This window comes from uncultured Thiohalocapsa sp. (assembly GCF_913062725.1).
Classification (GTDB): domain Bacteria; phylum Pseudomonadota; class Gammaproteobacteria; order Chromatiales; family Chromatiaceae; genus Thiohalocapsa.
Map to the genome: position 1 here is coordinate 24,031 of NZ_CAJXWY010000028.1, position 25,572 is coordinate 49,602.

General features: G+C 65.1%; 17 protein-coding genes. 7 read left to right on the top strand and 10 right to left on the bottom strand.

Annotation, left to right across the window (positions count from 1 at the left end; all coding sequences use genetic code 11):
* The first annotated feature begins 214 nt into the window (after positions 1–214).
* Positions 215–694 carry a universal stress protein gene (locus QZ588_RS09470; RefSeq protein WP_295542086.1) on the top strand — a complete coding sequence of 160 codons (480 nt, stop codon included), beginning with the start codon at positions 215–217 and terminating at the stop codon, positions 692–694.
* A 164-nt stretch (positions 695–858) separates the two neighbouring features.
* On the opposite strand, the gene QZ588_RS09475 is transcribed toward QZ588_RS09470, so the two are convergent.
* From QZ588_RS09475 to soxB, 4 genes are all read right to left on the bottom strand, one after another.
* The gene (locus tag QZ588_RS09475; RefSeq protein WP_295542087.1) at positions 859–3,852 is read right to left on the bottom strand and encodes a M28 family peptidase; all 2,994 of its coding nucleotides are present in this window, start codon (positions 3,850–3,852) and stop codon (positions 859–861) included.
* A gap of 253 nt (positions 3,853–4,105) precedes the next feature.
* The gene (locus QZ588_RS09480; RefSeq protein WP_295542088.1) at positions 4,106–4,759 is read right to left on the bottom strand and encodes a response regulator transcription factor; all 654 of its coding nucleotides are present in this window, start codon (positions 4,757–4,759) and stop codon (positions 4,106–4,108) included.
* 1,047 nt (positions 4,760–5,806) lie between these two features.
* The gene (locus QZ588_RS09485; protein ID WP_295542089.1) at positions 5,807–6,253 is read right to left on the bottom strand and encodes a protein YgfX; all 447 of its coding nucleotides are present in this window, start codon (positions 6,251–6,253) and stop codon (positions 5,807–5,809) included.
* Positions 6,254–6,413: 160 nt separating this feature from the next.
* A complete protein-coding gene (gene soxB / locus QZ588_RS09490) occupies positions 6,414–8,201 on the bottom strand; it encodes a thiosulfohydrolase SoxB (protein WP_295542090.1) in 1,788 nt (595 codons plus the stop codon).
* A 243-nt stretch (positions 8,202–8,444) separates the two neighbouring features.
* Between soxB and QZ588_RS09495 the strand changes: the two genes are divergently transcribed.
* From QZ588_RS09495 to QZ588_RS09510, 4 genes are all read left to right on the top strand, one after another.
* Positions 8,445–10,673: a PhnD/SsuA/transferrin family substrate-binding protein gene (locus QZ588_RS09495; RefSeq protein WP_295542091.1), complete on the top strand. Its 2,229-nt coding sequence runs from the start codon at positions 8,445–8,447 to the stop codon at positions 10,671–10,673.
* The gene (locus QZ588_RS09500; RefSeq protein WP_295542093.1) at positions 10,670–11,305 is read left to right on the top strand and encodes a response regulator transcription factor; all 636 of its coding nucleotides are present in this window, start codon (positions 10,670–10,672) and stop codon (positions 11,303–11,305) included. Before QZ588_RS09495 ends, QZ588_RS09500 begins: the two co-directional genes overlap by 4 nt.
* A 201-nt stretch (positions 11,306–11,506) precedes the next feature.
* On the top strand, positions 11,507–13,894 hold the full coding sequence (ppsA, locus tag QZ588_RS09505; protein WP_295542094.1) for a phosphoenolpyruvate synthase: 2,388 nt from the start codon (positions 11,507–11,509) through the stop codon (positions 13,892–13,894).
* A 164-nt stretch (positions 13,895–14,058) separates the two neighbouring features.
* Positions 14,059–15,048 (top strand): adenosine kinase, encoded by a 990-nt coding sequence (locus tag QZ588_RS09510; RefSeq protein WP_295542096.1) that lies wholly within the window; start codon positions 14,059–14,061, stop codon positions 15,046–15,048.
* 54 nt (positions 15,049–15,102) lie between these two features.
* On the opposite strand, the gene QZ588_RS09515 is transcribed toward QZ588_RS09510, so the two are convergent.
* Positions 15,103–15,504 (bottom strand): transposase, encoded by a 402-nt coding sequence (locus QZ588_RS09515; RefSeq protein ID WP_295542097.1) that lies wholly within the window; start codon positions 15,502–15,504, stop codon positions 15,103–15,105.
* A gap of 605 nt (positions 15,505–16,109) precedes the next feature.
* On the opposite strand from QZ588_RS09515, the gene QZ588_RS09520 reads away from it, so the two are divergent.
* Complete coding sequence (locus tag QZ588_RS09520; RefSeq protein WP_295542099.1) at positions 16,110–18,398, top strand: hypothetical protein; 2,289 nt, start codon at positions 16,110–16,112, stop codon at positions 18,396–18,398.
* Between the two features lie 212 nt (positions 18,399–18,610).
* Here QZ588_RS09520 and QZ588_RS09525 read toward each other — a convergent pair whose 3' ends face one another.
* From QZ588_RS09525 to QZ588_RS09535, 3 genes are all read right to left on the bottom strand, one after another.
* On the bottom strand, positions 18,611–18,994 hold the full coding sequence (locus QZ588_RS09525; RefSeq protein ID WP_295542101.1) for a 3'-5' exonuclease: 384 nt from the start codon (positions 18,992–18,994) through the stop codon (positions 18,611–18,613).
* Positions 18,995–19,175: 181 nt separating this feature from the next.
* A complete protein-coding gene (locus QZ588_RS09530; protein ID WP_295542104.1) occupies positions 19,176–22,175 on the bottom strand; it encodes a DEAD/DEAH box helicase in 3,000 nt (999 codons plus the stop codon).
* A gap of 7 nt (positions 22,176–22,182) precedes the next feature.
* Entirely contained in the window at positions 22,183–23,007 is an 825-nt protein-coding gene (locus QZ588_RS09535) for a Hachiman antiphage defense system protein HamA (RefSeq protein ID WP_295542106.1), read from the bottom strand.
* A 196-nt stretch (positions 23,008–23,203) separates the two neighbouring features.
* Between QZ588_RS09535 and QZ588_RS09540 the strand changes: the two genes are divergently transcribed.
* Positions 23,204–23,425 carry a WGR domain-containing protein gene (locus QZ588_RS09540; RefSeq protein WP_295542114.1) on the top strand — a complete coding sequence of 74 codons (222 nt, stop codon included), beginning with the start codon at positions 23,204–23,206 and terminating at the stop codon, positions 23,423–23,425.
* 73 nt (positions 23,426–23,498) lie between these two features.
* Here QZ588_RS09540 and QZ588_RS09545 read toward each other — a convergent pair whose 3' ends face one another.
* Both QZ588_RS09545 and QZ588_RS09550 read right to left on the bottom strand, forming a co-directional pair.
* The gene (locus QZ588_RS09545; RefSeq protein ID WP_295542108.1) at positions 23,499–25,142 is read right to left on the bottom strand and encodes a hypothetical protein; all 1,644 of its coding nucleotides are present in this window, start codon (positions 25,140–25,142) and stop codon (positions 23,499–23,501) included.
* A 103-nt stretch (positions 25,143–25,245) separates the two neighbouring features.
* Complete coding sequence (locus QZ588_RS09550; protein WP_295542110.1) at positions 25,246–25,503, bottom strand: hypothetical protein; 258 nt, start codon at positions 25,501–25,503, stop codon at positions 25,246–25,248.
* Between the last annotated feature and the right edge of the window lie 69 nt (positions 25,504–25,572).

Below are 25,572 nucleotides of genomic sequence, written 5' to 3' on the forward strand. Positions count from 1 at the left end.
ACCTTGGTTGTGGCGTGCGGATCTTCTACGGGTCGGCGACAGCGCGGCATGGACGAGCGCGAGTGCTCAAGGGCAAGCTTGTGGTCTATCCTGCGGCAGGGGACCCTGCGCGAAGGATGTGCGTTCAGGATGCCCGCCTGACGCAGCAATGGGCTTGGACGATGGGTCTCGTATACTGTCAGATGTCACACCCCAATCAACGCAGGAGGGCGTCATGTCTGAGCATCCCTATCAGCATATCCTGTTGGCAGTGGACTTTGCGCCTGAGTCCGAGGTCGTCGTCCAGCGCGCAGTTGCCATGCGCGAGCGCTTCAATGCGAGGCTCACGCTGCTGAACGTGGTGGAGTACATCGCCCCGGAGACCGAGCTCGCCGGCGGTGCCTTCATGGCCGAGCCCGTGCTGCCGTCGGACCTGGATCTGGAGCATGAGCTGGTTGACGTGGCCCGCAAGGAACTCGACGGCCTCGGCGAGCGGATCGGTGTGCCGCAAGCAGACCGCATCGTCGAGTTCGGCCCCACCGGCCGCAGTATCGAGCATGTGGCCAGGGACTTGGGCGTGGATTTGATCATCGTCGGTGCCCGCGATCATACCTGGCTCGGCAACCTGTTCGGCTCCATCACCCGCTCACTACTCCGTCATGAGGTTTGCGATCTGCTGGCCGTGCGCATCGGCGCGCAGGCAGACGAGACGTGAGCCAGCGCCCGGTGGGCCCGCGGCTCGCCGCCGGCGCCGGGTCCGCGGTTGCGGGCGTCGCTGCGGCGGGCGCGCTGCTGCATGACGACGTGCCGTGGCAGCGCTCGTGACTTGGCCCCGGACCCCCCGGCCCGGTCTCCAGCCCCGAGCACCCCAGCCTCGCCTCACTGCCGGGCCACGGGTGTGACGGTGAGCGCCGCCGCCTGCCCCTCGCGGCTGACTTCCACCAAAACCGGCTCACCCACCTTGAGTGCGTTCAGGGCGTAGGTGAAATCATAGATGTTCTCGATGCTGCGCCCGGCGACGGCGGTGATCACGTCGCCGGCGCGCAGGCCGGCGGCTGCCGCCGGTCCGCCCTTGGCGACGCCGTCCAACATCACGCCGGCCACACTGGCGTCGGCGTACGCCGGAATGGTGCCGAAATAGGCCCTGAGATTGGCCCGGCTGGCGCCGGTGCCCGGCTTCTCCTGGGCGACGTAGGTGGGTGCCTCGGCCGTCTTGGCGAGGGCGGTGGACATGAGCCCCGCCAGCCGGGCGACGCGCGTCAGCCCCTCGTAGTTGAGCTTCTCCGCGGTGTCATCCGGCGTGTTGTAATCCGCATGGGCGCCGGTGAAGAAGCTCAGCACCGGCACCCCGGCGAGGTAGAACGAAGTGGTGTCCGTGGGCAGATAGGCGTCGGCTTGCAGGCGCAGCGGCAGGCCGACGGGTATGTTCCGCCGCTCCAACTCGCCGCGCCAGCCATCGCCCGAGCCCACGCCCTGCACATAGAGGTGCTCGCCCAGGCGGCCCACCATGTCCAGGTTCAAATAGGCGCTTACCGTCGCGTCCACCTTGCCGTTGTCTTCGCCCGAGGCCGCCGCCAGGGCCTCGACGAAGGCAGCCGAGCCCAGGCGGCCCAGCTCTTCGCCGGTCCAGGCCGCGAACACGATGTCTTGGGCCAGCGCCAGCTCGCCGGCACGCCGACGCTCGGCCAGGTCTTCGGCGATCTCCAGGAGCGCGGCGACACCAGAGGCGTTGTCGTCGGCGCCCGGGTGGATGCGCCCCTCGAGCTCGTCCCGAGATGACAGCCCTTGGCCGTCGCCGATGTGATCCACGTGGGCGCCGACGATGAGCACCTGCTCGCTCGGCGTGTCGCCGGCTTGCAGGCGGCCCAGGACGTTGCGGTCCTGGCCGCTCGTCGCGCGCAGCCTGATGTCGGCCGCCAACCGCACGCCGTCCAGCGCGACGGCGGTCTGGGCGCCGGCGTCCGCCTCGCGTTGCAGCGCCTGCAAGTCGACGCCGGCCGCCGCCGCGAGTCGCGCCGCAGCGGCTGCCGACAATGAGATCACCGGCAGACTGCCGCCGCCGGCGCCTGCCTCCTGCGCCAGCGAGAGCAGCTGATCTTTCACCGGAGTATCCGGGCCGGGCGCCAGCAGCAGCCCGCGCGCACCCTGCTCGCGGGCCATGAGGGCCTTGTAGCGCGGGGCGGCATAGTCCACCAGCGCCTGTCTGCGGGCGGCGTCGAGATCGGCGGGCAGGTCGCGCAGGGCCAAGACCCATTGGCCGGCGACATCGAGATCGCCATAGCTGTTGAAGTCCTGGCTGCCGTCGTCCCCCGGCGCGATGAGGCCGTAGCCGGCGAACACCACGGCCGACGGCTCGACGACGCCGGTGCCGGAGAAGGACAGGGGCCGCCAGTCTTGATCGAGCGCCAGGGTTTCCTCGGTGCCGTCGGCGGCGCGCAGCGTCAGCCGGGTCCCGTCCTCCAGGGTGACGCCCGCCGTGAAGTCGTAGGGCTGAAACCAGCTGCCGCCGGGTGCTCCGGCGATGGCGGCGGCGGGCGCGAGCCCGCTGGCGGCCATGGCGCGGGCGACATAGTCGGTGGCCAGCCGGCTGCCCGGGGTGCCCGTGCGGCGGCCGGCCATGGCCGTGTCGGTGAGCGCATGCACATGGGCGCGCAGATCGGCGGCGCTGATGGCGGCGCTGGTCTGGGGCACGGCCGGTGCATCGTCGGGGGTGGTGGTGGCCGCCCCCGGGTCGGTGGCGGCGCCGGCGGGGGGGAGTCCCAGCAGCTCGCGGGCGGCGGCGTCATCCCAGTCGGCGATATGGATCTGGGCCTGCTTGGTGGCGGTGCGGCTGCTGGCCCAGGCGAGCTGCTCGCCGTCCGGCGTGAACACCGGCAGGCCGTCGAAGCCGGGCGTATTGGTGACCCGCACGGGGTCGTGCTCGCCCTCGGCGTCGACGATGAAGAGCTCGAAATTGGCGTAGCCGTGGGCGTTGTTGGTGAAGACGATGTAATCGCCGCTGGGGTGGAAGTAGGGTGCCCAGGACATGACCCCGAGGTCCGTGACGGCGCGCTGATCGCTGCCGTCGGCGTTCATGGTCCAGATCTCGGCGGTCTTGCCGTCCGGCTCGAAGCGGCGCCAGACGATGCGGCTGCCATCGGCGCTGTAGAAGGGGCCGCCGTCATAACCCTCCTTGGTCGTGAGCCGGCGCACATTGCCGCCGTCGGCGTCCATGACGTAGAGCTCCATGAAGCGCGACGGGTCCTCTTCCACCGCGGCGCGGGTGGCGGCGTCGGCATCGTCGGCGTAGGCATGCCGGTTGGATGCGAACAGGATGTGCTCGCCGTCCGGGGACCAGGAGCCCTCGGCGTCGTAGCCCATCGCCTGCGTCAGTCGCCGCGGCGTGCCGCCGTCGAGGCCGGTTTCGTAGATCTCGTAGGTGGGATCGTAGCTCCAGCTGTAGCGGCTGCCCTGGCCGGCGGCGCGCTTGTCCAGCTCTTCCTGCTGCTTGGCCTCGGCCGCGGGGTCCTGATGCGTCGAGGAGAACAGCACCCGCTGGCCGTCCGGATGGATCCAGGCACAGGTGGTGCGGCCGGTGCCCGTGGAGATGCGTGTGGTGTCGCCGGTGGTCAGGTCCAGCAAGTAGATCTGATAGAAGGGGTTGCCGGGCTCGCGCTCGCTCTGGAAGACCATGTAGCGCCCGTCGGCGCTGAAATAGCCTTCGCCGGAGCGGCGGCCCTCGAAGATGAGCTGCCGCGTGTTGCTGAGCAGCCGCGCCTCGTCGCCGTCGTCGGCACCAGCGGCAACGGCGTTGCGCTGGAGTGCGGTGTCGGCTGCGGCCATGGTGGTGAGCGCCGCCAGCAATGTGGCTGCGCCGGTATGGGATCTCGGCATCTGTCTGGATTCCTACGCTTGGTGGTGCTCGACTGATCGTGCTCAAGCGGTCTTTCGGGCCGCTGATGCAACCTTCCGAGGTCAGTCCAGCCCGACGGCGCGCTTGGGCGCCATTCGGGCTCATGCCTCCAGGCATGACTCCAAGTGTGGTCGCGCTGCGGTGTCGACAAATGCCATTGCGCCCGGACGCCATTGGCCCGGCGCCTACGGCGTCGACGGAGGCTCAGCTGCTCAGCACGGGCCGGCGCCCAGCTCAGGCCTGCTCGATATGCCACTGCACGGCATGGCGCACCAGCTCGCCGCCGGTGGCGAGCTGCAGCTTACGCTTGATCTTCTCGCGGTGGGTTTCGATGGTCTTGACGCTGAGGTGCAGTCGCTCGGCGATCTTGGAGGTGGAGAGCCCTTGTCCAATGAGGCCGAAGACCTCAAGCTCGCGGTCGCTCAGGTCTTCGATGCTGGAGCCACCGGTGTCTTTGCGCTTGGCGAAACCGTCGATCACCCGCTCCACCATTTTGTCACTCAGGTAGATACGCCCGGCGAGCACCTGCCGCGCAGCCTCCAGGATCTGCTCGGTGATCTGATGCTTGTTCACATAACCGCGGGCGCCGGCGTTGATGGCGCGCTCGGCGAACAGGGATTCGTCGTGCATGGAGCAGACCAGCATCTTGAGCTCTGGTATGTGTACCTTGAGGCGTTTGATGAGCTCGATACCATTGCCGTCTTCGAGCGAAATATCGATGAGCGCCAGGTCTGGGCTTTCGGTCCGCGCCACTGCGATGGCGTCGCGTACATTGCCCACCTCGGCGCAGACGGACAGATCCGGCTCGTCATCGAAGAGGCTGCACAGCCCGGCACGGACTAGTGGATGATCGTCTACAATAAGAATACGACTCGGTTGGATGGCCATGGCTAACGCTGCTCCCAAGTGTTTTTTACGTTCAAGTTATTGACGCGCGGCACCGCCGTGCGGATGACAGTGTGTGCGATGCGCAATCTTCTGTGCAAGGATGAAGCCGGGTCATCGCCGTGCGCCCTGTGGTACGCGTGGTGTTCGTCTGACTCGATACCCTGGCTTACACCATATGGATACGGTGTCTGCCAAGGCTGCGCGTGTCGTGCTGTCAGCGCTCGACCATCGCCGCTGCGAGTCTCGTCTCGGCATGTGTCACCGCAGGTCGAGGCGGATCATTCTGCCGATGGCCGAGAGGCTGAATGCCGAGACGAAGCTCAGGCGTCGTCTCGAGCGTCGAGCGTGAGGTTACATAGCCCTAACGTGCACCGGGTGACAAGACGAAGGGTGGCCTGTCAGTGCGATTGGCTGACGAGCGGCGCTCTGGCGGACGTAAACGGTAGATAAACGAAAGTCCCTTAATTGACACCTGAAGTAACCCCTGAGGCCTCGTCTAGTGGTGTGCCTGATCTTTGCGCAATCGTCCAAGTGTCATGCTTGGCAAAACTCCCTGCCGGTGCCGGCGTCAGCCCGAGCGGGCGGCGCGCGAGATGGGTTGATGCGGATACCCGCGTTGCGCTCGGGGCGGTCGAGGATTCCGACCTGGGCGTCTTTTGGCGGAACGCACAGGAAGACGACGCCGAGCGTCCGCTGCAGGGCAGGGCCACGGCATCTGACGCTTCGGATCGAGGCGTCTCCGCTCAGCGGGCGCCGCGTGGGATGTGGGCGAGCCGCCTGATGCCGTCGATTATACCCGGCGGATGTCAATGTCCGGCGCAGGCGTCTGCGGGCTGGATTGCGGCTGGCGGGGGTCTCGACAGCAGGGATGCTGTCGTGAAGCCTACAGGGACGTATTCACGGCGTCCCCCGCCAGCCGCAACCCAGCCCGCAGAAAGCGAAAACCGAGATGCGATGGGTATACAGCCACATCGGTGGACGGTGGCGCCGGGCTCAGCTAGCCGGATGACTGGTGTGCCACGCGGGCGCAGCCTACCCATGCGCCTGTCAGCCACCCGCCAACCCCAGCCGTAGCCGCATCCGCAGCCGCCGCAACTGATCGGCGGGCACCACATCGGCGCCGAGCAGGAGGGTGGGCCGCCGGAAACGCCCGATCCGCAGGTGCAGGATGACGAGGTCGACGCCGACGAAGGTGGAGGGCGCCAGCCTTGCATCGCGGGTGCGCCCGTCGGCAAAGGTCGCCCGCCAGCCGTGCTCGCTCCACTCCACGGCGACGACGGACCAGGGCGCCCGGCGCAGGACCTGCGCCCAGGTGACGTAAGCGAGGCTCAGTATCATCAGCAGGCCCAGCAGCAGGCGCAGCCAAGGCGACGGCGCCGGCAGCGGCACCAGCACCGCGAGCGCCGCGGCGTGGCTCAGTACGACGAAGCCGAGCAGTCGCCAGGATGTTCGCGGCGCAATGCGAAGCGGTGGCAGGTGCTGTTGACGAGGCATGGGCTTGGGACGCCGTGCGAACAAAGGCGCGGCGCTTGACGCCGAAGCGCTGTGTCTACCCGCGAATCGGGGCGCGAATCGGGGCTCGGCTCGACCTGGACATGGGCCCGAAGACCCGGCCGCGCGCGGCGCGCACTGCGCCCCGGCGGCCGCTCTGGGGTCAGCTCAGGATCTCGCCGGCATAGTCGGCGATGCCGGGATTGCCCTTCACGTTCTTGAGCTTGGGCGTGTTGAGCTTGTCGAGCTTGACGGTCTTCACATCCCGCAGGTAGGTGGCGACGGTCTCCCAGATGGGCTCGCCCGGGGCCTGGCTGCCGACGGTGGCCCAGCCCGAGACGATGTAAGTCTTGTCCGCTTCGATCTTGGTGCCGTCATCCAGCTGCATCTCGGTGATGCGCCCGCCCATGCCGCCGGCGGGGTCGCAGACGTAGTCGAGCCCGCCGACGCGCACCATGTCGCCGCCCTGCTGGATGTAGGGGTCGGGGTTGAACAGGTTGTCGCAGACATCCTCCAGGATGGCCTTGATCTCGCTGCCCTTCATCTCCCGCCGGTAGGTCTCCGGATAGGTGATGCAGGTCTGGTCCATGACGTTGTCCATGGTGATGGGCTGCCCCGGCAGCACCGAGGTACCCCAGCGGAAGCCCGGCGAGAGGCTGATCTGGGCATCGTTGACCTTGCGCAGGGCATCGCAGATGACTTGGTCGAAGGTGCCGTTGAAGTTGCCGCGGCGGTAGAGGACCTCTTCGGCGGTGGCCAGCTCCTCGGTGAGCTTGTCGAGATAGGGCGCGCGGGTCTCCTCGATATACTTGGCCATGTCGGCGTCCGCCGGCAACAGGTTGGAGAACACGGGCAGCAGCCGATAGCGATAGTCGCGGAGCTTGCCGTCCTTCACATCCAGATCCATCACACCGAGGAACTTGCCGTTGGAGCCGGCGTTGGTCACCAGCGTCTTGCCGCTGGCGTTCTCGACGATGGTGGGCGCCGGCATGCCGTCGTGGGTATGGCCGCCGAAGATGACGTCGATGCCGGTGACCTGCCCCGCCATCTTCAGATCCACGTCCATGCCATTGTGGGACAGCACCACCACCAGATCCGGCTCCTCCTCGGCCCGCACCTTGTCGACGAACTCCTGCATGCGCGCATCCTGGATGCCGAAGGTCCAGTCCGGGATGAAGCGCTGCGGGTTGGCGATGGGGGTATAGGGGAAGGCCTGGCCGATGACCGCGACGCGGGCGCCGCCCACCTCCTTGATGGTGTAGGGATTGAAGGCCAGGCCGGCGTCTTCCTGGAAGCCGCCGAAGTCGGCGAACTTGTAGTCGAACAGCGCCTCCTCGCGTACCTTGACGTTCTGCGCCACGAAATCGCCGTTGAAGGCGCCGATGTTCTTGATGACCTCCTCGTCCAGGTAGGTGAACTCCCAGTGGCCGGTCATCACGTCCACACCCAGGCGGTTGCAGGCGCCCACCATGTCCATGCCGCGGGTCCAGTAGGCGGTGCCGGAGCCCTGCCAGGTGTCGCCGCCGTCCAGCAGCAGGCTGTTGCCGTCACCGCGATCGGCGCGGATACGCTCCACCAGCGTCTTCAGATGCGCGAAGCCGCCAACGGCACCATACCGCTCTGCGGCCTCCGGGAAGCGCAGGTACGAGAATGCGTGTGCCTCGATGCCGCCCGGCGCGATGCCGAAGTGCTCGAGCAGCGTCTTGCCCACCAGGTGCGGCGCCTTTCCAAAGGCGGGCCCGACGCCGATGTTGACATTCGGCTCGCGAAAGTAGATGGGATTCAGCTGTGCATGACAGTCCGTCATGTGCAGCAGCGTGACATTGCCGAACTTGGGCACTTCATAGAGGTCGCTCGGCTGTTTGGCCTGGGCGAGCACGGAACGGGGCAGCATGCCGGCGGCGCCGGCGAGCCCCATCAGGCGCACGAATTCGCGTCGGGAAATGGACATTCGGTTATGATCTCCTCTGGTTTTTACTGAGGGCGGCTGGGGCATCCCCTGAGGGCGTCAACCCGCACAGCGTTCGGCGCGCGACACGCGCGCAGTCGCCGACACACCCGCCGTCGCATAGGTCTGGCTGGAATCGAAAGCCGCAATAGTATGCATGGGCAGGTGTCGGCATTGCCAACAACGGGCTTTCGATGCAGCGTTGCCACCGCCAGAACCGCCGACAAACCCTTGACTGCCCGCCAGATGCCGGCTCCGATCCTGCTTGTCATTCTGCTGCTCGCCGCCGCGCCGCCGGACCTTGCGGCCGCCGAGACACCGGCGGCGACCAACGGGCGTGTGCTGATCGGTGTGCTGAGCCACCGTGGTGATGCCCACTCCGGCAGCACCTGGCAGCCGACAGCCGACTATCTGACGGCACAGGTGCCGGGCTTTCGCTTCGACGTCGTCCCGCTCGACTTCGCCGCCGTCGGGTCGGCGGTCGCCACGGGCAGCGTAGACTTCGTCCTGGTCAATCCCGCCATCTATGTGGCCTTGGAGCAGGACCAGGGCATCTCGCGCATCGCCACCCTGCGCACGGGCTCCGGCGAGCATGCCCGCAATCTGTTTGGCGGTGTCATCTTCACCCGCGCCGACCGAGACGACCTCGAGCGTCTCGCGGATCTGGCCGGCACGCACTTCATGGCCGTCGATCCAACCTCTCTGGGGGGGTTCGAAATGGCACAGGCGGAACTGCTGCGCCACGGCATCGACCTAACCGAAGACCTGCGGTCTCTGGTCTTCGGCGGCATCCACGACGCCGTGGTGCTGGCGGTGCGCGACGGCACGGTGGACGCCGGCACCGTGCGCACCGAGGTGCTGGAGCAGATGGCCGCGGCCGGCGTCGTCGCGCTGGACGAGCTGAAGGTGCTCGGCGCCCGCGACACCCCGGGCTTCACGCCATTGCACAGTACCCCGCTCTACCCGGAATGGCCCTTCAGCAAGCTCGCTGACACACCCATGGACCTGGCGCAGGCGGTGGCCATCGCCCTGCTGCGGATGCCGGCGGACGACGCCGCAGCGCGCGCCGGGGGCTACGCGGGCTGGACGGTACCCCTGGACTACCAGCCGGTGCACGAGATGCTGCGCGAGCTCAAGCGCGCCCCCTACGACGAAGAGGCGCCTTTCACCCTCGCCGATGCGGTGGCCAGGTACTGGCTCGCCGTGGTCATCGGCACCCTGGCACTGGTGACCATGGCCTTGCTCACCAGCCGGGTGCTGCGGCTCAACCAGCGCCTGAGCCGCGCCAATACGCGCCTCGAGCGACGCCACCAGCTGATTCTCGACTCCGTCGCCGAGGGCATCTACGGCGTCGATCTCAACGCCCGCACCACCTTCGTCAACAAGGCCATGGAGCGTATGACGGGCTGGCGCGCCGACGAGCTCATCGGCAACGAGACCCATGAGATCCTGCACCACACCCGTGCCGACGGCGAGCCGCACCCGCGAGAGGAATGCCCCGTTTGTGCCACCTTCGGCGACGATGAGTTTCGATTCGTAGACGACGATATCGTCTGGCGTCGCGACGGCGGCAGCTTCCCGGTGGAGTACAGTGCCACCCCCATCCGTGACGAGCAGGGCCAGACCCTGGGCACCGTGGTCGTCTGCCGCGACATCACCGAGCGTCGCGAGGCCGCCGAGCGCTTTCGGCGCCAGGAGGCCGAGCAGGCGCACGTGACGCGGCTGTCGACCCTCGGCGAGATGGCGTCGGGCATCGCCCACGAGCTGAACCAGCCACTGACCGCCATCACCACCAATGCCCGGGCCTGTGTGCGCATGATCGGCGCCGGGCGCGCCGACACCGAGACCTGCAAAGAGGTCATGAACAAGATCGCCGAACAGGCGGAGCGCGCCGGCGAGGTGATCCGTCACATCCGTCGCTTCGTGCGCAAAGAGGCGCCGGAAATGGCACCCGTCGCCGTGGCAGACATGTTCGAGACCGTGCTGGTGCTGATGCGCCAGGATGCCCGTCGCGCCGGCGTGGCGCTGCATCGCCAGATCGGCTTCGGCGCCGATACCGTCATGGCACAGCGCACGCAGATCGAGCAGGTGCTGCTGAACCTGGTGCGCAATGCCGTCGAGGCCATGGTCGATCAGCCCCGGGAGCGGCGTGTGCTGCTACTCGCCCGCCGCAACGGCGAAGCCGTGGAGATCCGGGTGGTGGACACGGGTCCAGGGCTGGGCAAAGGCTCGCCGGAGCATCTGTTCGAGCCCTTCGTCACCACCAAGCCGCAGGGACTCGGCGTTGGCCTCTCCATCAGCCACGGCATCATCGAGGCCCACGGCGGGCGCCTGCGGGTAGACTCGACGCCGGGCATCGGTGCGACGTTCTTTTTCAGTCTGCTGTATGTCGACAAGCACCGAGGGGTGACTCCCAGCACCGTGTCATTACAATCCGACGGTCACGAGACCGACCATGCCGGAGAGCACGCATGAGCAAAGATCCGACGGTGTTCATCGTCGACGACGACGACGAAGTCCGCGAGGCCATCGGGCTGTTGATGGACTCCGTGGGCCTCGCCGCCGAGACATTCGACTCCGCCTGGGCATTTTTGAACTGCTTCGACCCGCAGCGCCCGGGCTGCCTGGTGCTCGATGTGCGCATGCGCCACATGAGCGGGCTTGAGCTGCAGGAACGCCTCTCGGAAGAGCCCCTGCACCCGCCCATCATCATCATCACGGGCCACGGCGACGTGCCCATGGCCGTGCGGGCGGTGAAAAACGGCGCCGTGGACTTCATCGAGAAGCCTTTCAACGATCAGGCCATGCTGGACGCGGTGCACCGCGCGCTGGAGGTGGACGCCCAGCAGCGCGGCCGCGCGCTCGAGGTGGCGCAGATCCAGGATCGCGTGGAGCGGCTCACCAAGCGCGAGCGCGAGGTGCTGGATCAGATCCTGGCCGGCAAGCGCAACAAGGTCATCGCCGCCGATCTCGGCATCAGCCAATCCACCGTCGAGGCCCACCGCGCGAAGGTCATGGAGAAGCTCGAAGCCCGCTCGCTGTCCGAGCTGATGCGCATGATGCTGATGCTCTATCCGGACCGGGCCAATGGCGCCCAGGAAGGCTGACGCCGACGGTACGCCCGACGCCGGTGCTCCACGAGCCATCCCGGCGCACGATGCCCCTGCCCCCTCAATCCTGACCATTGACACCGGTCCTCTCGCCGGCGCCGGCGTTCGGCTATATTGCGAGAGCACTGCAAATGGGTTGCGGGATCGTCACGACCGCCGCCCGGTCCCGCACAAAACACAGCATCGAGGCCTGCTGCCATGACCGAGACAGTCCGTTGGCTTTCCGACCTGGGAATGAACGATGTCGACATCGTCGGCGGCAAGAATGCCTCTCTGGGAGAGATGATCCAACACCTGACGGCCGTGGATGTGCGGGTGCCGGGTGGCTTCGCGACCACCGCCGAGGCCTACCGGGAATTCCTGTCCGCCAGCGGGCTCGCCGAGCGCATCGCCGCCGAATTGGACAAGCTGGATGTGGACGACATCGCCGCCCTGAGCGAGGCGGGCCCGAAGATCCGCGGCTGGATCATCGAGCAGCCCTTCCCCCGGAGTCTGGATGCGGATATCGAGGCTGCCTACCACCAGCTCGTGGGCCAGGCGGGCGGCGATACCGCCTCCTGGGCCATACGCTCGTCAGCCACGGCGGAGGATCTCCCGGATGCCTCCTTCGCCGGCCAGCAGGAAACCTTCCTGAATGTCCAAGGGCTGGATAACGTCAAGCGGGCCATCCGCGAGGTGTTCGCCTCGTTGTACAACGACCGGGCCATCGCCTACCGGGTGCACAAGGGCTTTGCCCACGCCAATGTGGCCCTGTCCGCCGGCGTGCAGCGAATGGTCCGCAGCGATCTCGCCGCCTCCGGCGTCATGTTCACCCTGGACACGGAGTCCGGCTACCGGGATGCGGTGTTCATCACCGCAAGCTACGGGCTCGGCGAGATGGTGGTCCAGGGCGCCGTGAACCCCGACGAGTTCTATGTCCACAAGCCCACCCTGAAGGCCGGCCGCCCCGCCATCCTGCGCCGCAGTGTCGGCGACAAGGCCATCCGCATGGTCTATGCGGAGCCCGGTGCAGACGAGCCGGTGCTCACCGAAGACGTGCCCGAGGGCGAGCGTCAGTGCTTCAGTCTCACCGACGAGGAGGTGCAGGACCTCGCCCGCCAGGCCATGCTCATCGAGGACCACTACGGTCGGCCCATGGATATCGAATGGGCCAAGGATGGTACCGATGGCTTGCTCTACATCGTCCAGGCCCGCCCGGAGACCGTGCAGAGCCGCCCCGGGCAGGTGATCGAGCGTTATGTCCTGAAGGAGAAAGGTGAGGTCCTCACCACCGGTCGCAGCATCGGCAACCGCATCGGCGCCGGCAAGGCGCGCGTGGTGGCGTCCATCCGCGACATGGGGCATGTGCAGCCCGGGGACGTGCTGGTGACTGACATGACCGATCCGGACTGGGAGCCCATCATGAAGCGCGCGGCGGCCATCGTCACCAACCGCGGCGGGCGCACTTGTCATGCGGCCATCATCGCCCGGGAACTGGGCGTTCCCGCCGTCGTCGGCTGCAATGACGCCACCGACAAAATCCCGGATGGTGCGGCGGTGACGGTCTCCTGCGCCGAAGGCGACACCGGCTACGTCTTCCAGGGCGCCCTCGATTTCGAGCACAAGACCGCCGAGCTCGAGAAGATGCCGGAGGTGCCGGTGAAGGTGATGATGAACGTCGGCAACCCCGAGCGCGCCTTTGCCTTCGCGGCCACGCCCAACGCCGGCATTGGCCTGGCACGGCTGGAGTTCATCATCAACAACACCATCGGCATCCATCCTAAGGCCCTGCTCGAGCTCGATGACCTGCCCGACGATCTCCAGGCCCAGATTCGACCACGCATCGCCGCCTACCTCGGCACCGAGGGAAGCCCCCGAGATTTTTACGTCATGCGCCTCGCCGAGGGTATCAGCACCCTTGCGGCGGCGTTCGCGCCGAGCCCGGTCATCGTGCGCATGTCGGACTTCAAGTCCAACGAGTACGCCAATCTCATCGCCGGTCCGCGCTACGAGCCGAACGAGGAGAACCCCATGATCGGCTTCCGCGGCGCCGGACGCTACGTGGCGGACGGTTTCCGCGAGTGCTTCGCCATGGAGTGCGAGGCGCTGACGTACGTGCGCGACACCATGGGCTTGACCAACCTGCAGATCATGATCCCCTTCGTACGCACGCTCAGGCAGGCGCAGGCGGTCACCGAGGCGCTGGCCGAGCAGGGCCTCGAGCGCGGCAAAAACGGCCTCAAGCTCATCATGATGTGCGAGATCCCGTCCAACGCCGTGCTGGCCGAGCAGTTTCTCGAGTACTTCGACGGTTTCTCCATCGGCTCCAACGACATGACCCAGCTCACCCTGGGCATCGACCGCGACTCATCACTCGTGGCGGCGGACTTCGATGAGCGCGACCCGGCCGTCAAGGCCATGCTCTCCATGGCCATCCAGGCCTGCCGCGCCCAGGGCAAGTACGTGGGCATCTGCGGCCAGGGGCCGTCGGACCACGCCGACTTCGCGGACTGGCTGGTCAAGGAAGGCATCGAGAGCGTCTCCCTCAACCCGGATACCGTCATCGACACCTGGTTGTATCTGGCGGAGCACGTTGGGAAGGGCTGACCGGGCTCGTGAACGGCTGCGGCTGCTGTGCAGGTATACCCGGCGGGGCACACCGTGCACACATCCCCGTGGAGCGGATTCCGGCGCTCCGACCAATGCCGGGCGAAGTGCTTGCCAGAATCTGAGACAATATTCGGCGTTTGTCAAAACGCACGAGGTATTGCATGAGTAAGTACGACGTCTACGCCCTGGGTAACGCACTGGTGGACATGGAGTACGAGGTCCAGCCCGAGGACCTCGCGCACCTGCATATCGACAAGGGCGTTATGACGCTCGTGGATGAAGCGCATCAACTGCGCATCATGGAGCATCTGCGCGAGCATCATCATCAGCGCGGCTCCGGCGGCTCTGCGGCCAACTCCGTGATCGCCCTGTGCCAGTTCGGCGGCACCGGCTGGTATTCCTGCAAGGTCGCCAACGACGAGCTCGGCCACTTCTACCTCAAAGATCTCTGCGACGGCGGCGTCGGCACCCGCGACACCAGCTTTCTGGAAGCGGGCGACACCGGCCGCTGCGTGGTCCTGGTCACGCCGGATTCTGACCGCACCATGTGCACTTATCTCGGCATCAGCGGCAACCTGTCGCTGCACGAGCTGGACCAGGATGCGCTGCTCGCCTCCAAGTGGTTCTATACCGAGGGTTATTTGGTGACCTCCGACACCGCCCGCGTCGCCGCCATCGAGGCCCGCAAGTTCGCCGAGCGCAACGGTGTGAAGACCGCCATCTCCCTGTCCGATCCGAACATGGTCAAGTTCTTCAAGGACGGCCTGAAAGCGATGATCGGCGAGCGCGTGGACATGGTCTTCGCCAACGAGGAAGAGGCCATGGGCATGGCCGAAACCGACAATCTCGCCGATGCCGTCGCCTACATGAAGACCATCGCCCGCGAGTTCGCCATCACCCGCGGTCCCCAGGGCGCGCTGATCTGGGACGGGGAGCGGGCCATCGACATCGATCCCGTGCCGGTGAAGCCCGTGGACACCGTCGGCGCCGGTGATATGTTCGCCGGAGCTTTCCTCTACGGCCTCACCCAGGGTTGGGACCATCAGCGCGCCGGCGATTTGGCCGCCGCGGCATCCGCAAAGCTGGTTACCAGTCTGGGTCCGAGGATTGCCAAGGAAACATCTCAGACCATCCTCAAGCAACACCTGTAAGCCCTCGGGCCCAGGGCATGTGCCGCCGCGGGAGCCTCCCCCGAAAGCGGTGGCTCACCTCGAAGAACGGTAACCGGTAACTGAACGGCGTCCTTCCAGGCTCACCTGCTGGCCGAGCACAATGCTGGCCTGGGGGGTCTCGCCGCGGATCGCCTGTTCGCAGGCATACAGCGCGCCGATGCGGGTCAGGGCTTCGGCCACGGCCTCCGGCTCGATGTCCTTGGCACGCTCGAAGGTACGGCGCGTATGCGCCCAGCATTGGGCATGGACGATGCCGGTGTGCGCGGCATAGCGCGCACAGGCGCTGTAGCCGTCGCTGATCAGCACGGCGCCTTCGGCCGGATCGTCGCCCAAGCCCTCGCGTACATGGCGGGCCGCACGCGAGGATCGGTAGAGAAAGACCAGGTCGCCGCCCCCGCCGTCGTCGGTAACGTGCGTCCGCTGATCGCCCGCCACGGTGCGACCTGTCAGCCGGGCTCGCTGGTCAACTGGCTCAACGCGCAGATCCGGTCTTGCCAGATCCGCGACTGGGACGGCTCGGACGACTGCCGCCCGACCGGGGACGAGTGGCGCATGTGCACGCCGTTCTTCGATCACGGCTATACGACCATACGATGCGCCGACGCTCCACGAACAGTGTCGCGAGGAGCGCGACGGGGATGGGTATCTGGTCGAGACGTGCTCCTACACTTGGACACAGGCCGGCGCGCCGGCGCCTGTTCGCACGCTCGCGCCGCGAGCGTCGCCCTGCCTGAAGAGTCCGCCTGCGAAGGCCCCCAACTCGCGGAGCAAGGTCGACACTACAGCAGCTTGTCGGGACTACACCTATCCCACATCAATGACTTGGCAGAGTCACGGTGGCGGAAATAGGGCCAAATTGACCTCCCGGGAGGGTGAATAGCGGAAGTCCGCCTAAGGGCATGGAAACCCTTTGGCCGAGATGGCCCCGTTGTTGCTCCTAGTTGTTCCTAGTTGTTCCTAGATGCTTGACAGCAGCGCTGTGCCCGCCTATCCTGGAACAACCTGGTACAACGCCAGACAGAAAGCCAGCGGAGGCACAGATGGTCAAGCAGCGATATTCGGCTTCAAAAACACGCTCGCAGGGGAGGAACACCTGGGCGATCACCTTCCGACACCCCGTCGTGAAAAAGGACCCGCGCAGTAGCAGCGGAATCAAGGTACGTCGCGGTCTTGGAACCGCAGACGAAGCAGACGCCGAGAAGCTCGTCGAACAGATGAACGAGATTCTCGGCGACGAGTCGTACTGGAGCCTAAGCCAGAGGGGACGGGCGGAACGGCAATTTGCCAAGGTGGTGGTCGATGCCTTCTTCGATCCCATGGTCGCGGACGCGAACCTTGATCCATGGAAGGCAAGGGACGAGGTGATACCGCTCCCATCCGCTGACGAGGGCGCCTGCAAGGTTTTGTTTCTTGGGACAACAGGGGCGGGGAAGACGAGTCTGCTGCGGCAACTGATCGGCTCGCATCCCGAGAAGGACCGCTTCCCGTCCACGTCCACCGGAAAGACCACGATCTCCGACATCGAGGTCATTACTGCCCCAGAAGGCTTTCAGGCGGTCGTGACCTTCTTTCCGGAAGGAACCGTGCGGACTTACACGCAAGAGTCGCTCGACGAGGCATGCCGGTCAGTCTGGCGCAAGGAATCTGACGAGATGGTCGTCAAGGCCCTTCTAAACCACAAGGAGCAACGCTTTCGGCTGAGCTACCTCCTGGGATCCTGGTCCGAACAGGAAACAACGGAGGAAGAAGACGACTGGGGGTTCGAAGACACGGAAAGCGAGACCGCTCGAACGGAAGACGACGCCGTCGAGGAAGGCGTGTTCCCGACCGCAGAAGAGCGCCGCGAGATGCAAGAACGGCTCTCTGAATACGCAGGGCGCATCAGAGAGATTGCGGACGCAGCCATCGAGAAAGTGTCGGACGAATGGGGGGAGGACGTTCAGCGCCTAAAGGGTGAGGAGTTGGATCTCGTACTGGATTATTTCGAGGAAATCCTTGAGAAGATGCCGGGGTATGACTCCCTCATTGAGGACATCATCGAGCAGGTCCTGAAACGATTCGAGTACCTGACGGCGGGAAAGCTGAAGCGCAAGGGAAAATGGCCCGAGAGATGGACGTTCGAATCGGCGGATCGGGATCAGTTCCTGAGCCAAATCCGCTGGTTCTCCAGTAACTACGCACCGGCATTCGGCAGATTGCTGACGCCTCTGGTCCAGGGCATCCGCGTCCGCGGGCCTTTCTTCGCCGAACCGCTCGGCGATACGAATGGCTTAGTGCTCATGGACGGCGAGGGTTTAGGGCACGTGGCAGAAACGGTAGCCGACGTCTCCACGCACTTCACTAGCCGCTACCAGATGGTCGATGTCATTCTGCTTGTAGACAACGCGCAGCAACCCATGCAGGCAGCCTCGCTTTCCGTGGTGCGGTCTGTTGCGACCAGCGGCCACCAAGACAAGCTCGCGATCGCCTTCACCCACTTCGATCAAGTAACAGGAATCAACTTTTCGACCTTCGCTGACCGGCGCGATCATGTGCTGGCCTCAGTGAAGAACGCGCTCAACAACATGCGCACGACCGTAGGTGACTCTGTGGTCAACACGATGGAAGGACACCTTTATGACCGGTGCTTCATGCTGGGCGCTCTGGACAAACCCGCGAAGAGAATCCCGAAAGGTGTAATCTCTCAGCTCAACGCCTTAGTGGATTTCTTTCGGAGCGCCATTGAGCCTTATGAGCCACCGGCAGCGGCCCCCGTTTACGACCCCGCAAGCCTTTCCTTCGCAGTCCAGGCGGCGACTCAGGAGTTTCAAACTCTATGGAGCGCCCGCCTGGGCTACCAGTACCAAGAGAGCGTTTCCAAGGAACACTGGACCCGTATCAAGGCCCTAACCCGGCGCGTCGCGAGGATGGGCGGCGTGGAGTACGACTACCTGCGACCGGTGGCCGAACTGATTGCCCGGCTCAGCGAGGGCATTTCGAGGTTTCTCGACAATCCAGTACAGTGGGACCCGCATGGGCAGAACGATGAAGAAGAGTCCGAGGCGATTGACATCGTGCGCAAAGAGGTCTTCCAATCGCTTCACTCGTTGGCGATGGAACGCATCATCCAGGAGCACTTGGTTGACTGGTCACGTGCGTTCGAGCATTCGGGACGTGGGTCTTCCTACGAGCGTGCTCGTGATGTGCGAAACATCTACCAAACGGCTGCTCCAGTTCCGGGGATCGAGCTTACGCCACAATCGTCCGCCTTCTTGAGCAATGTTCGAGAACTGGTGTTCGACGCGATCGAGAACGCTGGCGGCAAGATCGTCACAGTACGGAGTGCCTGATGCTCCGTCTTCCACACAGACGCCAAGGCCCCCTTGCGGGGCCTTTTTGAGTACCATCTTGCGCCCGCGCTTGGGGGGCATAAAAGATTTTCCGTTCTACGGCGCCCGGCCAGGTACCGCCAAACTGCCCGCGTGACCTGGCAATCGTTGATCGCGCGATGACTGGCGCCGTCCCAGTCGAAACCGAAATGGGCCGCGGCGACGTGCAGCTTCTACCAGCGGTAGCTGCCGTGCCAGTCGCTCCACTCGCCGAAGACCTCGGCGAACTCCCGCATCGCACAACGAACCTCAGCGGCAACCTCTAGCTCGAAGCGCAGGAAGCTGGCGTCGAACGGCGCGTTGTAGATCACCACCAAGGCGTCACTGATGGCCTTGATGATCCGCAGCCGAAGCGCTTCGTGCGTTGGCGCATCCTGGACGTTCGCCGGTGCGATGCCGTGGACCCGCTGAGCACCTGGCCAGCTCCGGTGCCGCACAGGCCGAACGAGCGTGTCGAGCAGGACCTGGCCGCCCTCCTCCAGGATGCCGATCTCGACGATCGCGTCGGTTCGGGGATCGAGCCCCGTGGTCTCCAGGTCCAGGAAGACGATTCTCACCGGTGATGGATTCTTGCTTGTGCAGATTTTTGACGTTTTGGGCCGGAATCGCCCTCACCAACTCTAAGTGCTTTTTTTTCACAGCCGCGGACTCGTCTAGCCTGGCAGCACGGTTGTCCTCAACGATAGAACTCCAGATCTCGGCCAAGGACACCTCTGCGCTGTCGATCTGGCGGCGTCGCTAGGCTTTCTCTGACGGTCCCTTGCGCAGATCCGCCAGCGTGTTGTCCATGACTAAATCGCCGAGATATACGCGCCAACCCGCGCCGTCTGTATCGAGTACCCGCTGGGCCTCCGCGAACAGCTGGTCCTTCGCCTCCGCAGACAGTGCGACCAGCTCGGGCCGAATCCCCAGTGCAACCGCTGCCCTGCGGTGTCGAAACCCTCCATGCATCAGCGTACAAGCATGCACCGTCGGCACCCCGAACCTTAGCAGCTCGGGAAACTGCCGAACGGCCTGCGCAAGGGACCCTCCCGTCGACTCGATGACCTTGGCAAGAACCGCGACACCCTGCTCGATCACCGTCTGCAAGGCATAGGTCCACACGCGTGAATGCACGCCGAGCAAGTCGTCGACAGAAAGGCCTGCCTGTATCGCGAGCCCCTCGAACGTATATCCAGCGAGCCACTGGGCGATGGTCGCCTCGAACGCCTCGAACGACACGCCCGGTTCAGTGGAGCCGGCCTGCGCCCGATAGGCTTGGCGAATCGCGGCCTGGACGTCGGCGTAAGTCCACGCCCATCCTATCAACGCCCGGACTAAAGCAGGGTCTCTCGGGTCGACAATTCCGTCCCAACGTGGGAGTCGAGGCGCCAGGCTGTTTTCCACCGACTCCACCAGACGGGCACGCGCTCCCGTCTCGCGAATCCAGGGAATCCGTCCCCTCGCCTGAAATTCGGCAACTCGCCTTGCTCTGAGTTCGAAAAGTCGGTTCATCAGCCGTCGATCTTCCGTATCTGCCCTTCGAGCAGCAAAGGTTTCGCTGACGAGTTGTTCGGCAATTTCGAGGAGTCGCGCCTCCCCGATCTCCTCAGCGGCCAAGTCAACCAACGTGGCATCGACGCCATCGATAAGGGCGTACAGATCCGGCACCCCCTCCAAAAGTTCGTTGGTCAAGGCGACCTCCTGACCCTGGAGCGCACTCGTGATTCTGCGGATGAGTGTATACAGCGCCCCGATCACGTTCTCGCCGGCCGCCTGGAGAGCGACCGGCTCGACCAGCGGCCACTGCTGCGGGTTGGCGCATATCACGAGACCCTTCGTCGACGCTCCCGCTCGCCCGGCCCGCCCGACGAGATTCTTTATATCCCTAGTCAATAGGTTTTCCTGGGCGCCGTCCGCGCGCATGCGTCTGACCGAATAGAGCACCAAGGTCCTGATCGGAAGGTTCACGCCTTCGGCGAGCGTGTTCGTGCAGATCGCGAGTCGCACCTTTCCTCGACGCAGCAACCCCTCGATGACCTCGCGGCTCTCTTGGGGCACATCGCCATGGTGCAGCACGGCGCCGGCGCGAAGCGCACGCGTACCAATCCAGGCAGCCCCGTACTCCAGTTCGAAGTACTGGGCCGCCGCAGCAACGGCTGGACCCTCGGCGAACGCTGACGGCGCCGGCAGTGGGACCGGCGCTTCTAGCTGGTTCATCAACTCTTCGGCCAGTCCAACCGCTCCCTGATTTCCACGCTTGTTCGCCGCGAACACTACGGCAGCGCCCATCGGCAACGCCTTGCGCGCGGTAGCAACCGCCTGCGCTTTCTTCGATGTGAAGGAGTAAGTCTTTTGCTGCGTGCTGGCCGGATTGATGTACTGAAAATCCCGTCGGGCCAGAAACTTGTCCACGCCAACCCGAATTGAAGGATCGTGGGGATGAAGCTCCAGCTGCACCACGGTCCCGGCCCCGGTCCCGCTGGGTCGCAGCACGGCGAAGTCGGCGAAGGCCGGACGATAAGAACTCCGCACGACGGTACCGTCGCTGCCACCCAGCCAGGCGTTGATCTCCTCGACGTTTGGAACGATCGCAGAAACGAAGACGAAGCGTGGCGCACCGCTCTCCCGCGCTTTGAGTCGTGCGAGAAGCAGCTCTAGGGCTACGCCCCGACCCGCAGAATCGAGCAAGTGCCCCTCGTCGCAGATGACGAGCGACACGCGCTGATAGAAGGAGGTTTCCGCAGTCAAGAGACCGGACAAAGCTTCCGGCGTTGCGACCAGCGCTCTGGCCTGATCGAGGTCCTGGATCTCGTCGGCGGACGGTACGGTTCCACCATAGGCACAACGCGACGGCAACCCCATGGCGTTTAGGCGCGGCACGAGGGTTTCCCGCAGCTCCGAGGCCAGGGACCGAAAAGGCACCAGCAGAACTGCGGCTGTCGAGGGTTTGGCCATGAGGTGGTAGTAAAGCAGAGTCTCCGACAGCGCGGTCTTGCCTGCACCGGTCGGCATTTGCAGCGTGAAGGTTTCCTCGCTCGTCAGGAGCCCCCGACCGATAGCCTCGATCTGCGACGGGAAGAAGTCCCAGCTTGGAGGCCTGCGATCGAGTAGCGACGTGACCAGGGGCGACCAGAACGGTGAGTATCCGCCAGGCAAGACGGCTCTGACATTCGCTGCGGCGAACCGCCTGCCCAACCGCTCCAACAGTCGGGCAGGGATCCACGCTTCTGGCCCCACGTCCAGCATCGACGCAGCCCTCGCGGCCACCGCGGCGACAGTGCTCGACACCCCCTCGGAATCTCCGATTCGGACGGCCGTAAGCAGCGCTCTCCCGACATCTGACGACATCGCATTCGGCCTAGCCAGCAGATCGTGGCAGGCAAGGAACGCTTCGTCCGATCCCGCTGGCGCACTCTCTCGAAGCACCAGGTAGGCAGAGGCCGGAAACCCGCCGAAATAGAAAGCTGCGGCGGCGAACAGCGCCGCTTCGGCACGCGAGACGCCAGCGCCTGGTTGATCGGACTCGACGGGACCGCTGGCGAACTGCGCGAACGCGTTTCCTAGCCGCGCCCACTCGTCGGGATTCTCGTAATCGCCTCGGATTCGATCGAACAGTTCGCCAGTGAGTGATAAGTAGAGGTCATCGATCCTCGAACTCACATACTCGAAACTGGGTGGCGTCTCGGCAAGACGGAAATGCTCGACCTGCCGCAGCGCATCGGCATCGCGAACCCACCGTGACAGTGCCTCTCGCATGGAAGCCTCAGGTTTCTTCCGCCACGACGGGGACCGCCTGCCTCGCCGCCTCGAATACCGACTCGTAGGTAGCCTTCAACTCAGGCACAGAAATGACAACGACCGTATAGTCGTCAGGAATCTCGGTCGGCGCGTCCCCAAGCTGTTGGTCGATGATATTCGAGCTGATCACCGCGATTGCCCGAAAGCGCCGCAAGGCCGCAGGGTGATCCGTAGCCCGGATAAATCGTTCAAGCATAGCGATATCCACCCCATCGATGTCTTGCAGTAACGCCTTTTCGCGCAGCCAAACCAGCGTCTTCGCTAACCGCGAGATCCTGTCCTTTTCGGAGTCCTTAATGGCCTCCTTGATTGGCTTGAACGTGCCATTCGTCGCCTTAGTCTTAACCTCGGAGCAGAGCAGAGCGTCATCTCCGCTTGGCGTTGGCCAGTGCGGAAGCACAAACTGGACAACATCCGAATGCGGAGCAGGCTTCGTGCGATCCTGCTTCAACCGCCATTTACGCGGCCCGAAGACCGCTTGGGGCAGCTCTCGTGAGGCCTGGTAGAAAAAGACGAGAATCTCTCCAAAATCCCCGGACATAGTGGACCCAGGATCGGGCAGCGCGGCTGCGATAATGTCCTTTGGCTCCGCACCTAGATCTCCGGCGCGCACGAGGATCAGCTCGTCGGACAAGTAACATCGCCTTACCGCGACTCCCAGCGCCCCAGACCAGGCAGCCACATGCTCCGCGTCAACCTTGACGAGCACATACGGTTCCTCCACAACATGCGGGAACCACGCGAGCGCGGTCTCCAATTCGAATCCTAGATCGTCCACGTAGTCTGCCATCCAGTTCTGCGCTTTGTTCAACCGTAGCCAACCGACTCCCATAGCCGCGTACCACACGCAGATCACGTGAGCCTGTCCAGCTTCCGGACCACCAGGACATCACCGGAACCTGAGGCGGAGTCACGGACTCACCAGCTGAGCCCGTGAGATGTCTATCCTGCACCGCATGACCCCTTCCGCAACACAACGCTCCTAGATCAACCCCGAGAAGGCCCGCTACTACCAGGTCTTCCTCGACCAGGATCTGTTCGGTGACTGGACCCTGGTCAAGATCTGGGGCGGCATCGGCTCGAACCGGGGCCGGATGCACAGCACCGGTGTCGAATCCTACGAGGCCGGCATCGAGCTGGTCGACGAGATCGCCCGGCGCCGATCGCAAAGAGGCTATACCTGCGCTTCTCCAACGGGCCGTTCTTGACCCCAGGGCCTCCCTGAGCGCGCCGATTTCATCGATCCGTTCGCGCACTCGACCCGCTCCGATCTGCTGTAGATCATGAGACCGGCCGCACCGTCGCCGGCAGCGCCTCCGGATCGCGCACGTTCACCGGGGTCGGCGCCATCCACTTGACCTTGTAGCCGCGCCGACCCTCTCCGACCCGGAAGGTATGCCAGTGCGCCCGGCGGATATGGGCGCGCGGTCTGGCCCGCTCACCGTGTTCAACGCCTGGCTCACCCGAGAATTCGGCGCGGCGCAATGCCGCCCCCAACCGCAAGCCCACGTCCCAGGCCGTCAGCCGGTCTGGCGGGAACAGGCGCGGACCGCGTTTGGTGCGCTTGGGCGTCGGGACTGACGGACGACGGATGCCATCGCCAATCTCGGCGTTTTCCGCGCACAGGTAGAGCACCAAGGCCACCAGGGGCTGCGTCTCGCCAAGCAGTCGCGATGGGTCTGACGGTGGCATCGCCAGATCCTGGAGGCCCATGGCCTCGAGCCGGCGCCGGCTGCTCGCAGCCAACCGATCCAGCGCATCGGCCAGGGAGCCCTCGCCCAGAATCAAGGGCACAGGGATGAGCCCCCGCACGGGATCGAGTGCGAGATCCGGGGTCTCCGCCGTGTCGAGCACCAGACGAAGCTCGTTGGCGCCGTCCCCCTCTTCCCATTCGACGTGCGCCCAGAAACCGTGCAGCGCCCGCCCCTCCCAAGTCCGGCCCGGAGTCTCGATGTAGACGCACCACTCCGGAAGGCGGTACAGCAGATCGGTCGGCAGCTCGCCATCCAGAGGCGTGGCCGCGACGGCCTCCGCGACCGCGGGATCGAAGCGATAGACGCCCTGCGTGACCCGCCAAGCCGCGAGAGCCGCAACGATGCCGACATGATGGATGCGGTCCAGCGGGACACGCCGATCGCCGCCACCGCTGAGAATCGCGTAGGCGCCCTGCATCGGCAGAAAACACCAATCCGGCCATTCTGGGAAATCATCGGCCCGCATCGCGCGCAACCGGTCCACCGCAGGCCACAGATGCGGATAGGCCCGTCCGATGGTCGCGAGGATCTCGCGCGGACGGGCACTGGGCGCCGACGGCGCCACACTCATGAGCCGCCCTCCCCTGTGAGCTCGCCCAGCTCGATGCCAAGCCGGGATCGGACCATCGCCGCGAACCGAGCCCACTCCTCCTGTTCGAGACCGCCGGCCATGCCCAGGCGGCTCAGATTCGCCCGCAGGTCCGCCGCGACACCCAGGTGCATGCTTCGCGGCAACCTGCACGGACTCTAGACCGCTCTCGGCAAAGGCCTCCTCGTAGCGCTCGATGATCTCGAAGAGCCTGATGGACCGCGGCTCCTCGTCCAGCGCTCCGCTCGCGCTCAGGGCCTCCTCGGCGGCAAGATCCCGACTCGCGAGCTTGCTCGCCAGCAGGCTCCAGAAGCTCCGCTCGTCGTACTCGTCGATGAACCCCATGTGAGGCGCTCGCTCCTCGTAGTCCCCGGTCTCGAAGTACTCGTCCTCGTCCGGGACGTACTCGAAGGCGTCCTCCATGCCCATCTCCTTGAAATGGGACAGCACCTTCTTCCGCAGGTCATCGTAAGGCTTCGTCTCGGCGCGGGGCTCTTCTTCGTGGGAACGGATCACCCAATCGGCGGTGAGGAGCATCTCGACCAGCATCTGATACTCCTTCTTGGTGAAATGGATCTTCATAACCTGCTACTTGCGCCGGCCGTCCGTACACACCCAGCTCGCCTGCCGCAACATCGCATCTCGGGCCAGATAATCGTAGGTGCCAGAGAGAACGGAACGAACATCAAGTAAGCCCCAGAGCCTTGAACGCCGCCTGCCGCATATCCCCGAAGAACACCGGGTCGACCTGCTCGAGGACATCCGGGTTGACCTCCAGGAACTGGCGCTTGTTCTCAATCGGGATCAGCGCGCGCTTGCCGCCGTTGTCCATGGCGACCTGGAGGGGCTCGGTCAAGGAACGCACCGGCTTGATGTTGCCCTGGATGCTCATGTCGCCGAGCACCAGAAGAGCGGGCTGGGGAGGCGCCTTGCGCGTAATCATTTAGCCCCCCGCCTCAGAAGGCTGGGATTGCCGGTGCGGTTTAGGTCGCTGGCGCTGGCAGGGGAGGTG

Coding starts and splice junctions, on each gene's coding strand:
- QZ588_RS09470 (WP_295542086.1), top strand. CDS start 215: ATGTCTGAGCATCCCTATCAGCATATCCTGTTGGCAGTGGACTTTGCG.
- QZ588_RS09520 (WP_295542099.1), top strand. CDS start 16,110: ATGGTCAAGCAGCGATATTCGGCTTCAAAAACACGCTCGCAGGGGAGG.
- QZ588_RS09510 (WP_295542096.1), top strand. CDS start 14,059: ATGAGTAAGTACGACGTCTACGCCCTGGGTAACGCACTGGTGGACATG.
- soxB (WP_295542090.1), bottom strand. CDS start 8,201: ATGTCCATTTCCCGACGCGAATTCGTGCGCCTGATGGGGCTCGCCGGC.
- QZ588_RS09530 (WP_295542104.1), bottom strand. CDS start 22,175: ATGCGAGAGGCACTGTCACGGTGGGTTCGCGATGCCGATGCGCTGCGG.
- QZ588_RS09535 (WP_295542106.1), bottom strand. CDS start 23,007: ATGGCAGACTACGTGGACGATCTAGGATTCGAATTGGAGACCGCGCTC.
- QZ588_RS09545 (WP_295542108.1), bottom strand. CDS start 25,142: ATGAAGATCCATTTCACCAAGAAGGAGTATCAGATGCTGGTCGAGATG.
- QZ588_RS09550 (WP_295542110.1), bottom strand. CDS start 25,503: ATGATTACGCGCAAGGCGCCTCCCCAGCCCGCTCTTCTGGTGCTCGGC.
- QZ588_RS09480 (WP_295542088.1), bottom strand. CDS start 4,759: ATGGCCATCCAACCGAGTCGTATTCTTATTGTAGACGATCATCCACTA.
- QZ588_RS09485 (WP_295542089.1), bottom strand. CDS start 6,253: ATGCCTCGTCAACAGCACCTGCCACCGCTTCGCATTGCGCCGCGAACA.
- QZ588_RS09500 (WP_295542093.1), top strand. CDS start 10,670: ATGAGCAAAGATCCGACGGTGTTCATCGTCGACGACGACGACGAAGTC.
- QZ588_RS09475 (WP_295542087.1), bottom strand. CDS start 3,852: ATGCCGAGATCCCATACCGGCGCAGCCACATTGCTGGCGGCGCTCACC.
- QZ588_RS09495 (WP_295542091.1), top strand. CDS start 8,445: ATGCCGGCTCCGATCCTGCTTGTCATTCTGCTGCTCGCCGCCGCGCCG.
- ppsA (WP_295542094.1), top strand. CDS start 11,507: ATGACCGAGACAGTCCGTTGGCTTTCCGACCTGGGAATGAACGATGTC.